Consider the following 13,013-nt stretch of genomic DNA (forward strand, 5'->3'; position numbering starts at 1 on the left):
GTAAGGCGGGAACCTACGCTGTGCAACGCATTCAGAAAGCGCTTTCTAATTCTAATCACCCGAGCCGCGGTCCGCCCACCAGCACCGGGAGCGCCATGAGTAGTCGAAGAGCACGGCTGACCCCAGGAACACCGCTCAGCCGCAGGTTCCTCTCCCCCCTAACCGTCATCACCGTCCTACTGGCGCTCGTCGTGGCACTCGGGATCGCCTCGCCGCCCCGCGCCGACGCCGCGCCCTTTTCCGTACTGGTCTTCTCCAAGGTCACGAACTTCTACCACGACTCCATCCCCGCCGGGATCGAGGCGATCAAGAAACTCGGCAGCGAGAACGGCTTCGAGGTCGAAGTCACCGACGACGCCGCCGCGTTCAGCGACACGAACCTCGCGCGCTTCCAGGCGATCGTCTTCAACAACACCAACTCCACCCCGGAGAAGGGCGATCTGCTGGGCGCCGAGCAGCGCGCCGCGCTCCAGAAGTACATCCGGGGCGGCGGCGGCTGGGTAGGACTGCACGCCGCCTCCGCCAGCGAGCGCGACTGGGGCTGGTACGAGGGCCTGGTCGGCGCGATCTTCGACAAGCACCCGGCCGTGCAGACCGGGCGGATCAAGGTGCTCGACCACGCCCACCCCTCCACCAAGGGGCTTCCCGAGCTCTGGGAGCGGACGGAGGAGTGGTACAACTGGCGCACCAATCCCACCGGGAAGGTGCACACCCTCGCCCAGATCAAGGTGCGGGACGGCATCACCGGGCTCGACGAGGGTGTCGACCACCCGTGGTCCTGGTGCCAGAACTACGACGGCGGACGCTCCTGGTTCACCGCCGGCGGCCACGCCAAGTCCGCTTTCCAGGAAGAAGGTTTCCTGAAGCACATCCTCGGCGGAATCCAGTGGGCCGCCGGTAACAAGCCCGGCGACTGCACCGCCACCAAGGCCGGCGCCTTCCAGCGCACACCGCTGGTCACCAGCGATCTCGCCGACCCCTTCGAGCTCGCCGTCGCGCCCGACCGCCGGGTGTTCTTCATCCAGCGCACCGGCAAGGTCAAGGTGATCGACCAGCAGACGCTGAAGGTGACCACCGCGCTGGACTTCGCGTACACACCGGAAATGACGAGCCAGTCCGACGGCCTCCTCGGACTCGCGCTCGATCCGGACTTCGGGCAGAACAACTGGCTCTACCTGCTGAACTCCGACAAGACCGAGAAACGGCTAAACCTCTCGCGGTTCACGGTGACCGGCAACACAATCGACCCCGCCTCCGAGAAACGGCTCCTCACCATTCCCACCTGGCGCGGCGAGGGCCGGGCCAACTCCCATATGGCCGGTTCGATCGCCTTCGACAAGAAGGGCGAGCTGTACATCGCGACCGGCGACAACACCGACCCGTTCGCCTCCGAGGGCTTCACTCCGATCGACGAGGGCGAGGGGCGTCGTGCCTGGGACGCGCAGGGCACCGCGGGCAATACCAATGACCTGCGCGGCAAGATCCTGCGCATCACGCCCAAGGACGACGGTACCTACACCGTCCCCGAGGGCAATCTCTTCGCCCCCGGCGCCGAGAAGACACGCGGAGAGATCTACGCGATGGGGATGCGCAACCCCTTCCGCATCACAACCGATCCGCTGAGCGGCACGCTGCTGGTCGCGGACTACGGACCCGACGCCCGCGCCGCCAAGCCGGACCGCGGTCCCGAGGGCACGGTCGAGTTCACCCGTATCACCAAGGCGGGTAACTTCGGCTGGCCGTACTGCATCGGCGACAACACCCCGTTCAACGACTACGACTTCACCAACAAGACCGCGGGCCCGAAGTTCGACTGCGCGAAGCTGGTCAACAACTCACCCAACAACACGGGCCTGGCCGAGCTGCCGCCGGCCCAGCCCGCCACGGTCTGGTACGCGTACTCGGCGTCCGCGGAGTTCCCCGAGCTCGGCACGGGCGGCGGCGGGCCGATGAGCGGCCCGGTCTACGACTTCGACGCGGCGAACTCGTACCGCACCAAGTTCCCGGAGTACTTCGAGGGGAAGTGGCTGAACTACGAGCTGACCCGCAAGTGGTTCAAGTCCTTCTCCTTCCAGCAGCAGGACCAGACCTTCACCGATCCGCGCTTCGCACCGGCCAAGGCGGGCGACCTTCAGTCGATCAACTCCGTCTTCGGCGACATGGCGTGGAACCAGCCCTTCGAAGCCGACTTCGGACCCGACGGAGCGCTGTACGTCATCGACTTCGGCCTCGGCAGCGGTACGGGCCGGGGCGGCAGCAACGAAGGCTCGGGCATCTACCGCATCGACTACGTCGGCGACGGCCGGCTGCCCGACGCCAAGGTCACGGCATCTCCCGACACCGGCTCGGTGCCGCTGACCGTGAAGTTCTCCAGTGCGGGCTCTGGACTGCCTGGCGGCAAACCGGTGACGTACGCCTGGGACTTCGACGGGAACGGCACGACCGACTCGACCGAGGCGAACCCGACCCATGTCTACCGGACCAAGGGACGCTTCACCGCGCGACTGACGGTCACCGGGCCGGGGGACCTGACGGGGCTCGCCGTCCAGGACATCACCGTCGGCAACACCCGGCCCGTGGTGACCATCCAACAGCCTCCGAACGGCGGGATGTTCAGCTTCGGCGACACCATCCCCTTCACGGTGAAGGTCAACGACAGGGAGGACGGTCGGCGGATCGACTGCTCGCGGGTGGTCGTCCAGTCGCAGCTCGGCCACGACACCCACCTGCATCCGCTGGACAACTACACCGGCTGCACGGGCGAGATCGCGACCGACGCCGGCGACAGCCACGGTCCGGGGCAGAATCTGTATTACGGGATCACCGCGCAGTACGAGGACAAGGGAGCCCCTGGTGTGCCCGCGCTCACCGGCTCCAGCTCGCTGACCCTGCGTACGACCTTCCGTGAGGCCGAGCACATGACCGCCACCGGCGGCGCGCACGCCGGGGCAGTGGTGGCGAGCCGCGCCGACGCCTCGGGCGGAAGGCGACTGGCCGAGATCGAGGACGGCGACTGGATCAGCTTCGACCCCGTGCACCTGAAGGGGATCGAGTCGGTGACGGTCGGGGCGGCCTCGGGCGGCCTCGGCGGGGATGTGGAGTTCCGCGCCGGGTCGCCGACAGGTCCGCTGCTGGGCAAGGTGACCGTCCCGAACACCGGGGACTGGGGCAATGTCGTCTCGCCGACGACCGCCCTGACGAACCCGGGCGGCACCGTGAAGCTGTACGCGGTCTTCAGCAACCCGCAGTGGTCTGCCGAGAAGCCTGATCTGCTCGCTCTCGACTGGCTGCACTTCAACGGGCGTGGCGTCGAGAAGCACCCGGCGACCAAGGTCTCGCTGACGGCGACGCCCGCGACCGCGACCGGGGCCGCGCCGCTCGCGGTCCGGCTCGCCGGCGAGGTCACGCCGCTGCCCGGCCGCACCATCGCCTCGTACCACTGGGACTTCGGCGACAACACCAAGCCCACCACTCCCGAGGGAGCGACGGCGACCCACACCTACGCCCGCCCGGGCTCCTACACGGCGCATCTGACCGTCACCGACGACAAGGGCGATACCACGGTCAACTTCATCCGAATCAACGTGAGTTGAGAGGAAGACAGAATGAACGGCACAAGACGAGCGTTCCTCGGTACCGCCCTGGGCGCCGCCGCCGCGGCCACGGCCATGAGCCGGCCGGCGTACGCGACCGAGGCCGGCCGCCGCCAACGGCGCATCCCGCCCTCCGGCATCGGCATGCACCTCTACACGATGCGCGCATCGCTGGCGAAGGACTTCAAGGGGACCCTCGCACGGCTGGCCGCGATGGGATACGCGACGGTCGGGGTCAGCGGCCGGCACGGCAACAGCGCGGCCGCGATCCGGGGCATGCTGGACGAGACCCGCCTCAAGGCGGTGCTCGAGCATGTCGGCTACACCGTCGTCACCGGCGACGGTCTGCCGCAGGCGCTCGAGGACATCCACACGCTCGGCGCACGATGGATCGTGGTGCCGAGCCTGCCCGGCTCGATGCACACACCGGCCGGATTCCGCGAAGCGGCACGGCAGTTCAACAAGGCCGGGTTCGCCGCCCGCGAGTCCGGCCTCGGCCCGCTGCTCTTCCACAATCACGGCCTCGACCACGAGGTCGTCGACGGCGAGAATCTGTACGAGATCCTCCTCAACGAGACCGACCCGGAACTGGTGGCCTTCGAGCTGGATGTCTACTGGGCGGCGAAGGGCGGGGCGGATCCGCGTTCGCTGTTCGTGCGCCACCCGCGGCGCTTCCCGGCGCTGCACGTCAAGGACATGGCGCCGGACGGCGGCTTCGCCGATGTCGGCTCCGGAACCCTGGACTTCGCCTCGATGTTCGACACGGCGCGCAGCGGCGGTGTGAAGCAGTGGCTGGTCGAGCACGACTCGCCGGCCGATCCGTTCGCGACCGCGCAGAACAGCTACACGTACCTGGCGAATCTCAGGTACTGACAGCGGACAGACCGGCAGCGGGCAGGGCAAAGCCCCGTACCACCCCTCCTCGGGTGGTACGGGGCTCAGTCCTGGGCGGACGCCGCGCCGAGGAGCCCCCGGATATGGCTGGTTGCCTCGCGGAACTGCGGGCGCCCCATCGTCTCGGTGTAGTCACGCTCGGCCGGCAGACCGATCTCGATGATCTCGGTTATGGTGCCGGGCCGCGGGCTCATCACCACCACCCGGTCGGCGAGATAGCAGGCCTCCGAGATGGAGTGGGTGACCAGCAGCACGGTGGTGCCGGTCTCCCGCCAGATGCGGTTGAGCTCCATGTTCATCTGCTCGCGGGTCAGCGCGTCGAGCGCGCCGAACGGCTCGTCCATCAGCAGCACCGGCGGCTCGTGCAGCAGCGCGCGGCACAGCGCCACCCGCTGCTGCATGCCGCCGGACAGCTCGTGCGGAAAGGCGTCCTCGAAGCCGTCGAGTCCGGTCATGGCGATCAGTTCGTCCGCGCGCCCGCGGGCCACGGCGCCCGGCATCCTGCGCATCTCGGCCTGCAGCAGGATGTTGCGCCGCGCCGAGCGCCACTCCAGCAGGGCCGCGCGCTGGAATACGTATCCGATGTCGTGCCGTGGCCCCTGCACCTGCTCGCCGTGCAGCCGGACATCGCCCGCCGACGCCTTGAGCAGGCCGGCGACGAGTTTGAGCAGCGTGGACTTGCCGCAGCCCGACGGCCCCACGATGGCGACGAACTCCCCCATCGCGACATCGAGGGAGACATCGGTGAGCGCGGTGACGTCCCGGTTCTTGGTACGGAACCGGACGGCGACATCGTCGATGCCGACCGCCGCCGTGTTCCCCCGGCGGCCGTCCTCGAGCGTCGCTGCCGGCTCCCGTACCGTCGTGTCCTCGCCCATCGTCATCCCTTCATTGCCGTGGCGCTGTCCCAGTAGTCCGACACGGACTTGGGGCTCTTGACCAGACCCGCCTCGGCGAAGACGTCGATGGTCTGCTGCCAGTCGGCATCGGTGTTGACGCCCGGCGCCTTGCCCTCGGTCGCCTGGGTGTGCAGCAACGTCAGGGTCGTCTTGAACTGCTCGGACAGGACTTCCTTGGGCGGGAGTTGCTCGCTGGCGCCCTGCATCGCGGCGACGGCGGGATCGGGCGCCTTCTCGGCGGCGGCGAAGGATTCGCTGACCGCCTTGGCCATGCGCGCCGCGACATCCTTCTTGCCGGTCAGGAACTTCTGGCCGGTGATCAGGCCGTTGGAGTAGAAGTTGAGGCCGTTCTCCGAGAAGCGCAGATACCCGACCTGCTTCTTGGCCTTGTTCTGCATGGTCGGGCCCTGGTCGCTGGCGTAGCCGAGCAGGCCGTCCGTCTTGCCGGAGATCACCGCGGCGATCTTGCCCGCGGGGTCGGTGTTCTGCACCTTGACGTCGGACTCCGCGAGGTTGTTCTTCTTCAGGAAGATCGGGAACGTCTTGGAGAGCGCGTCGCCCGCGGTGCCCGCGATGGTCTTGCCCTTGAGGTCGGCGGGCGTCTTGATGCCCTTCGACTCGAAGAACTGCACGGAGGAGGGCGTCGTCTGCAGGAAGACGCCGAGGCTCTTCACCTTGACGCCCGAGTCGACACCGGAGAGCAGCGCGGGGGTGTCGGCCCAGCCGAAGTCGGTCTGTCCGGCGCCGGTCGCCTGGACGGTCTTCTGGGAGCCCTGCCCGGCCTGGATGTTGAGGTCGATGCCGTGCTTCTCGAATATCTTCTGCTGCTTGCCGTAGTAGAACGGCGCGTGTTCGCCGTACGGATACCAGTTGAGCGTCAGGGTGACCTTGTCGAGTTTCTTGCCGGAGTCGCTGGTGGTCTTGTCCGAGCCGTCCTCACCACAGGCCGTGGCGACCAGGAGCAGCGGAACGAGGCCGATGGCGAGTCTGCGCGCAGTCATGGCTGGGGTCCTTCTCGTCAGCGTGGTTCGTGCCGGTCAGTAAGTGGGCCGGTCAGTAAGTGGGCCGGTCAGTGGGCGGGCCGGTCAGTAGGCGGTGGTGACGCCCGCCTCGCGGCGGCTGGCGTGCCACGGGAGCAGCAGCTTCTCGGCGATCTCGACGAGGACGAAGAGGATCACGCCGATCAGCGACATCACGAGCAGTCCCGCGAAGAGCATGGGGGTGTCGAGGTTTCCGTTGGCCTGGAGGATCACATAGCCCAGTCCCTCGTTCGCCCCGACGAACTCGCCGACGACGGCGCCGGTCACGGCCAGCGTGACGGCGACCTTGAGGCCGGAGAAGAGATGCGGCAGTGAGGCGGGGAAGCGGATCTTGACGAAGGTCTGCCAGGGGCTCGCGCCCATGGTCGACGACAGCTGGAGCATCTCCGGGTCGACGGCCTTGAGTCCGGTCACCATCGAGATGACGACGGGGAAGAACGCGATGAGGACGGCGATGAGGATCTTCGGCGCGATGCCGAAGCCGAGCCAGACGACGAACAGCGGCGCGATCGCGATCTTCGGCACGACCTGGGCGAAGAGCAGGATCGGGTAGAGCGTTTTCTCGACGGTCGACGAGTAGACCATGATCACCGCGGCGAGCACGCCGACCGCTACGGCGATCAGGAAGCCGAGGAGCGTCTCATAGGTGGTCACCCAGGTGTGCTGCCAGATGTAGTCGGTCTTCCCGGTCAGTACGTCCACCGTCGCGCCGGGCGAGGGCACGAGATAGGGCTCGACCAGTTCGGCCGCGGCGATCACCCACCACACGCCGAAACAGGCCAGCAACAGCGCCACGGGCCGCCAGCTCTGCTCGATCGCACGGACGGCGCGCTCCCCCGCGCCCGGTCCATTCCGCGTGGCAACTCCCGCTACTTTCCGGGGTGCTGCCTTGATAGCGCTCTGGCTCACGGTCAACTCCTCTGGGAAAACGCTTTCAGAAAGCGCTTTCTGATAAGGTGCCGCCACGCTAATGACTGCCTGTACGCACGGTCAATAGGTCGTCCCGAAGTTTCGGGGGGTGCAGTGAGTGAACGGCCATCAACACCTGTCCATGTGACGCTGGACGTCGTCGCCCGCAGGGCGGGCGTGTCCCTGGCCACCGCGTCCCGGGCCCTCAACGGCACCACCCGGGTCCGGGAGGATCTGCGCCGGCGCGTGCGCGCGGCGGCCGATCTGCTCGGCTATATCCCCAACGCCCATGCCCAGGCGCTCGCCAGCGCCTCCAACAACACCGTGGGCCTCATCTGCCACGACGTCGGTGATCCCTACTTCGCCGCCATCGCCGGCGGTGTGATGCGGGCGGCCGCCGAGCAGGATCTGCTCGTCATGCTCGCCAGCACCTTCCGGGAACCGGCCCGGGAGATCGCGTACGTCTCCACCCTGCGCGCCCAGCGGGCGCGCGCCATCCTGCTGATCGGCTCGGGGTTCCAGGACCGGGCCTGGGAACGGGCGTTGGCGGCCGAGCTGGAACCGTATCTCCGCGCGGGCGGCCGGGTCGCGGTCGTCAGCCGGCACCGCACCCTGCGGGTGGACGCCGTACTGCCGGAGAACCGGGCCGGAGCCGCGGCTCTCGCCCAGGCCCTACTGGCTCTGGGGCACCGGGAGTTCGCGGTGCTGAGCGGGCCGCCCGAGCTCACCACCGTCACCGACCGGCTCGCCGGGTTCCGCGAAGGGCTGGCGCAGGGCGGGATCACGCTCGGGCCCGACAGGGTGGTGCACGGCGCCTTCACCCGCGAGGGCGGTCATGCCGCCGCCCGTGAACTCCTCGCCCGCTCCACCGGGCCCACCTGTGTCTTCGCGGTCACCGATGTGATGGCGGTGGGTGCGCTCGCCGCCTTCCGGGAGGCGGGTGTCCAGGTGCCGCAGGACATCTCGCTCGCGGGCTTCGACGACATTCCCCTCGTACGGGAGCTCACTCCCCCGCTCACCACGGTCGCGCTGCCGCTGACCGCCATGGGCCAGGAGGTGATCGCCCTCGCACTGCGCGAGCCGCGCGGCCCGCGTTCGCGGGTGCTGCGGGTCGGCGGCGAGGTCGTCCTGCGCGCCAGCACCGCGCCACCGGCCACCCCTCTTACCGGAAGGACCAGTTGATGAAAATCGAGCGCGTCGAGACCTTCGCGGTCGCCCTGCCCACCCGCCGCTCGTTCGGCGTATCCGGCGGCGCGATCGCCGTCGCCGGACAGCCGTCACTGCGGGTGCTGGTGAAGGTGAGCGCGGACGGGGCGCACGGCTGGGGCGAGGCGACGCCCATCCCCGCCTGGACGTACGAAACCGCCGAGTCCATCGTCACCACGATCGACCGCTATCTCGCCCCGGCCGTCGTCGGCCGGCCCGCCTGGAACCTGGACGCCGTCGACCGCGCCTTCGACCGGGCCATCAACCGCGGCTTCACCATCGGCGCGCCGCTGGCCAAGAGCGCGGTGGATGTGGCGTTGCACGATCTGCTGGGGCGGGCCGCCGGGGTGCCGCTCGGCGTGCTGTGGGGGCAGCGCAGGTCGGAGTCGATCGAGCTGGGCTGGATCGTGTCCGGGCAGTCCCCGGGCGAGGTCGGCGACAGCGTGGCGGAAGGCTCGGACGCCGGATACCGGGCGTTCAAGGTCAAAATCGGGCTGCACGACGAGGACACCGACGCGGCGGTGGTAGCGGCGGTGCGCGAACACGCGCCGGGTGCGCCGGTCTGGGTGGACGCCAACCAGGCGTACACCGTGGACGCCGCACTGCGCATGGCGCGGCGGCTGGACGCGATCGGGATCACCGCCTTCGAGCAGCCGCTGCCCGCCAATGACATCGCGGGGCTGCGGCGGCTGCGCGAGCACTCCCCGGTGCCGGTGGCGCTCGACGAGAGTCTGCGGCACCCCACCGACCTCGCGACCTTCGTCCGCCTTGAGGCCGTGGACGTGGCGATAGCCAAGGTGCAGCGCAGCGGCGGGCTCACGCTGTCACGGCGGCTGTGTGCGCTCGCCGAGGACTGCGGGGTGCGGCTGATGGGGTCCGGGCTGACCGACTCGGATCTGGGGCTTGCCGCATCACTGCATCTCTTCGCCGCGTACGGGATCGACACCCCGGTCGACCTGAATGGCCGCCAGTTCATTGAATCGCCTTACGCGGGACGGACGGTGCGGGTGGAGAAGGGGGTGGCTCAGGTGCCCGACTCCCCCGGGCTGGGGGTCGAGGTGGACGAGGCGGTGGTGCGTGAGCTGGCCGTCGACGTACTGGAACATCGGGCGTGAACAGCGCCCGGCGCGCGGGTCCATCGAGTCGCGCGCCCCGGGCACCCCCAGCGCGCCGTACGCGCCGGGCAACACTCCCGTGCGCCGGTACGGTCCACCTTCATTTCCATCATCCCTGCCCACAAGCGTTCTTTTCGGTCCGGGTCTGCGCCGGATTGGTACTTCCGGGGTTCCGGGATGCCACGGTTATGCACGTTTGAGACTTCCTACTTGTCCCTCAGTGCCATATGCCCACCAAACCTTTGCCGATGGCATGTGGCACAAAGAAGTACAGGGGGAATGCCGTACGGCAGGACCGGACGGGCGTGCACCACACGGAACACACCCTCAATCAAACGTCACTGGCCGCCTTTTGGACGAAATTGGCGATCTAGTGCCACCCGGAGACGACCAACACCATGATGTGATCGGCCCGTTCGGGACGGGACCACTGCCGATGCACCACCCGCTCGCACAACAGCCCGAACAGGCGTTTCGCAGAGGAGGGCTCGCGATGGACGGATACTTCGCCAGTCGACTGCATCACCAATTACGCGAACATGTCCGCTACTTCGCCGAAAAGGAGATACGTCCGAGAATCCCCGCGATGGAGGCCACCCGCTCGGTCCACCGCGATCTGTCCCGGCTGACAGCCCGGCAGGGGTGGCTCGGCGCGACCATCAGCAAGGAGCACGGCGGGATGGGTGTGGGCCACCTCGCCAAGACCATCATCATCGAGGAACTGTCCCGGGTCAGCGGGGCGATGGGCGCGATGGTGCAGGCCTCGCAGCTGGGTGTTGCCAAGATTGTCCACTTCGGCAGCGATCAGCAGAAGAAGACCTGGCTGCCGTCCATCGCCGCCGGCGAATGTCTGCCGACGATCGCGGTCACGGAACCCGAGTCGGGCGGCCATGTGCTGGGCATGAGAGCCACCGCGGTGCGAGACGGCGACGACTACATCATCAATGGCCGAAAGGTGTTCGTCGGCAACAGCCATGTAGGCGATCTGCACGGCGTTGTGGTCAGGACCGCTCCAGGTTCAAAAGGGCTGACGGCCTTCCTGGTCGAGTCGGACCGCCCGGGGTGCCGAGTGGGCCAGCAGCGGCCGACGATGGGGCTCCACGGCTTCAGCTTCGGCGAGCTGCACTTCCACAACTGCCGTGTCCCCGCCCCGAACCGGCTCGGCGACGAGGGCGACGGCCTGTCCGTGGCGTACTCCTCCAGCGTGCTGTACGGCCGCGCCAACCTCACCGCCGTGTCGCTCGGCATCCACCAGGCGATCCTGGAGGAGACGACCCGCTTCTGCAAGGAGCGACACCGGTATGGCAAACCGCTGCATGAACTTCCGTCCGTCAAGCTGAAGTTGGGAAAACTGCAGTCGCGGCTGATGACCGCCCGGCTCGCCGCGTACCACGCCGTCCACCTGCTCGACCAGGGCATGCCGTGTGACGCGGAGCTGATGAACGCCAAGCTGCTCAATGTCGAGTCGGCGATCGACTCCGCCCGCAACGCCATGGAGATCCATGCCGCTGCCGGGCTCTTCACCGACCGCCCCATCGAACGGTATCTGCGGGACGCGCTCCATATGTTCGCCCCCGCGGGGACCTCCGACATTCAGCTGCTGCGCCTGGCGGAGGTCGCGCTTGGCACGGCGAAGGGCGACTGGTCGCAGCGGCTTGCCGATGAGCTCAGGCTGGAGCCGGTGCTCTGACGGACCCTTCTGCGCAGTCTCCGGACGGGCTGACCACAGCCCGTCCGAGACCGAGGACCCGCCTCCTACGCCCGGCGCAGGAGGCGTAGGAGGCGTAGGAGGCGTAGGAGGCGTAGGAGGCGTAGGAGGCGTGCGAGGCTCAGATGCTGCTGTCCTCGCGCCGGTGGATCTGCTCGATCAGCTCCGTGGCAAGCGACTTGATGGTCTCCAGCCCCGCACGCCCCCACGGCCGCGGCTCGGTGTCGACGACGCAGATCGTGCCGAGCGCGATTCCCGTACGGTCGATCAGGGGCGCCCCGAGATAGGAGCGGATGCCGATCTCGTCGACGACCGGGTTCCCCGCGAACCTCGGATAGTCGCAGACGTCCTCCAGGACCAGCGCCTTGCGCCGTACGACCACATGCGGGCAGTAGCCGTGGTCGCGCGCCATGAAACGGCTGACGTCACCGCCGCCCGCCGCCGCCAGATCATTGTCGCTGTGCGTGCCGGCCGGCGTGTGCAGCCCGGCGAAGAACTGCCGGTTCTCGTCAATGAAGTTGACCATCGAGTACGGCGCGCCCGTCACCTCCGCGAGCCTGTGCGCGAATTCGTCGAAGGCGGGATCGGGCCGGTCCCCGAAGCCGAGCTGGCGCAGCCGCCGCACGCGGACGGGCGCTTCGCGGTCGACGGGGGTCAGCAGCAGATGACCGGTGGGGTCATACGTCATGTCGGTGCTCCGTAGCTCGGTGCCTGAGCCGGCACCGCGGTGGTGGTGAGCAAATGCTGGACGAGGGTGACCAGCGTCCTTGTCGCCGAGCTGGCGATCCGCGCGTCGCACAGCACGACCGGCACCTCCGGCTTGAGGTCGATCGCGGCCCGGACTTCCTCCGGTTCGTAGCGGTAGGCGCCGTCGAACTCATTGACGGCGACGACGAATCCGATGCCGCGCCGCTCGAAGAAGTCGACGGCGGAGAAGGAGTCCTCGAGCCGGCGGGTGTCGGCGAGGACGATCGCTCCGAGCGCGCCTTCGGATAGTTCGTCCCACATGAACCAGAAGCGCTCCTGGCCGGGGGTGCCGAAGAGATAGAGCACATGGCTCTTGTCCAGGGTGATCCGGCCGAAGTCCATGGCGACCGTCGTGGTGGTCTTGGACTCGATGCCTTCCAGGCTGTCGGTGGCCACGCTGACCTGCGTGAGCAGTTCCTCCGTACTCAGCGGTGCGATCTCGCTGACCGCTCCCACGAAGGTCGTCTTGCCCACCCCGAATCCGCCGGCTATCAGGATCTTCAGCGCGGTGGGGAAGAGGTCCCGGAGGTCAGAGCCGTCGTCGTAGGCCATCAAGCACCGCCTCCAGCAAAGAACGGTCGGTGGGTGTGTCACGGCTGCGAGGCGCCCGCGCGGTGACCGCGCCCCAGTCCACGAGATCGGAAAGCAGCACCTTGGTGACGACCGCCGGGAGCCTGAGGTGCGCCGAGATCTCGGCGACCGAGGTAGGACCGTCGCAGAGGCCGAGCGCCAGGGCGTGCTCGGGACCCAGGTGCCTCTGCGGCACGGTCCCGGTGGCCATCACCAGCGAGAGCAGGTCCAGTGCGGTTGTCGGACGGGTGCGCCCGCCGCTCACCGTGTACGGACGGATGAGCCGGCCGGCCGCGTCGTCGAGCAACGGCCCGTCCTTGGGGGACGGCACT

11 protein-coding genes are annotated in these 13,013 nt (G+C 68.3%); 5 read left to right on the forward strand and 6 right to left on the reverse strand.

What is annotated here, in order from left to right; genetic code table 11:
* Positions 1 to 95 precede the first annotated feature (95 nt).
* On the forward strand, positions 96 to 3,593 hold the full coding sequence (locus J7E87_RS28925) for a ThuA domain-containing protein (protein ID WP_215097523.1): 3,498 nt from the start codon (positions 96 to 98) through the stop codon (positions 3,591 to 3,593).
* A 12-nt stretch (positions 3,594 to 3,605) separates the two neighbouring features.
* The gene (locus tag J7E87_RS28930; protein ID WP_215097525.1) at positions 3,606 to 4,466 is read left to right on the forward strand and encodes a sugar phosphate isomerase/epimerase; all 861 of its coding nucleotides are present in this window, start codon (positions 3,606 to 3,608) and stop codon (positions 4,464 to 4,466) included.
* A 65-nt stretch (positions 4,467 to 4,531) separates the two neighbouring features.
* Here J7E87_RS28930 and J7E87_RS28935 read toward each other — a convergent pair whose 3' ends face one another.
* From J7E87_RS28935 to J7E87_RS28945, 3 genes are all read right to left on the reverse strand, one after another.
* Positions 4,532 to 5,371, reverse strand: coding sequence for an ABC transporter ATP-binding protein (locus J7E87_RS28935; protein ID WP_215097527.1), 840 nt, complete (start codon positions 5,369 to 5,371; stop codon positions 4,532 to 4,534).
* Positions 5,368 to 6,387, reverse strand: a complete 1,020-nt coding sequence (locus tag J7E87_RS28940; RefSeq protein ID WP_215097529.1) for an ABC transporter substrate-binding protein — start codon at positions 6,385 to 6,387, stop codon at positions 5,368 to 5,370. The genes J7E87_RS28935 and J7E87_RS28940 overlap by 4 nt, the downstream gene beginning before the upstream one ends.
* 84 nt (positions 6,388 to 6,471) lie before the next feature.
* Positions 6,472 to 7,335, reverse strand: coding sequence for an ABC transporter permease (locus J7E87_RS28945; RefSeq protein ID WP_215097530.1), 864 nt, complete (start codon positions 7,333 to 7,335; stop codon positions 6,472 to 6,474).
* Positions 7,336 to 7,479: 144 nt separating this feature from the next.
* On the opposite strand from J7E87_RS28945, the gene J7E87_RS28950 reads away from it, so the two are divergent.
* From J7E87_RS28950 to J7E87_RS28960, 3 genes are all read left to right on the forward strand, one after another.
* A complete protein-coding gene (locus tag J7E87_RS28950) occupies positions 7,480 to 8,517 on the forward strand; it encodes a LacI family DNA-binding transcriptional regulator (RefSeq protein ID WP_215097560.1) in 1,038 nt (345 codons plus the stop codon).
* Positions 8,517 to 9,656, forward strand: coding sequence for a mandelate racemase/muconate lactonizing enzyme family protein (locus tag J7E87_RS28955; protein WP_215097531.1), 1,140 nt, complete (start codon positions 8,517 to 8,519; stop codon positions 9,654 to 9,656). The genes J7E87_RS28950 and J7E87_RS28955 overlap by 1 nt, the downstream gene beginning before the upstream one ends.
* Positions 9,657 to 10,149: 493 nt before the next feature.
* Complete coding sequence (locus tag J7E87_RS28960) at positions 10,150 to 11,346, forward strand: acyl-CoA dehydrogenase family protein (RefSeq protein WP_215097533.1); 1,197 nt, start codon at positions 10,150 to 10,152, stop codon at positions 11,344 to 11,346.
* Positions 11,347 to 11,485: 139 nt separating this feature from the next.
* On the opposite strand, the gene J7E87_RS28965 is transcribed toward J7E87_RS28960, so the two are convergent.
* Genes J7E87_RS28965 through J7E87_RS28975 form a run of 3 tightly spaced genes read right to left on the reverse strand, consistent with a single transcriptional unit; the run spans position 11,486 to position 13,012 of the window.
* Complete coding sequence (locus J7E87_RS28965; RefSeq protein ID WP_215097534.1) at positions 11,486 to 12,052, reverse strand: GAF domain-containing protein; 567 nt, start codon at positions 12,050 to 12,052, stop codon at positions 11,486 to 11,488.
* On the reverse strand, positions 12,049 to 12,663 hold the full coding sequence (locus J7E87_RS28970; protein ID WP_215097536.1) for an ATP/GTP-binding protein: 615 nt from the start codon (positions 12,661 to 12,663) through the stop codon (positions 12,049 to 12,051). The genes J7E87_RS28965 and J7E87_RS28970 overlap by 4 nt, the downstream gene beginning before the upstream one ends.
* Complete coding sequence (locus J7E87_RS28975) at positions 12,641 to 13,012, reverse strand: DUF742 domain-containing protein (RefSeq protein WP_215097562.1); 372 nt, start codon at positions 13,010 to 13,012, stop codon at positions 12,641 to 12,643. Before J7E87_RS28975 ends, J7E87_RS28970 begins: the two co-directional genes overlap by 23 nt.
* Between the last annotated feature and the right edge of the window lies 1 nt (position 13,013).

It is taken from the genome of Streptomyces sp. ISL-1, assembly GCF_018614585.1.
GTDB lineage: Bacteria > Actinomycetota > Actinomycetes > Streptomycetales > Streptomycetaceae > Streptomyces > Streptomyces maoxianensis.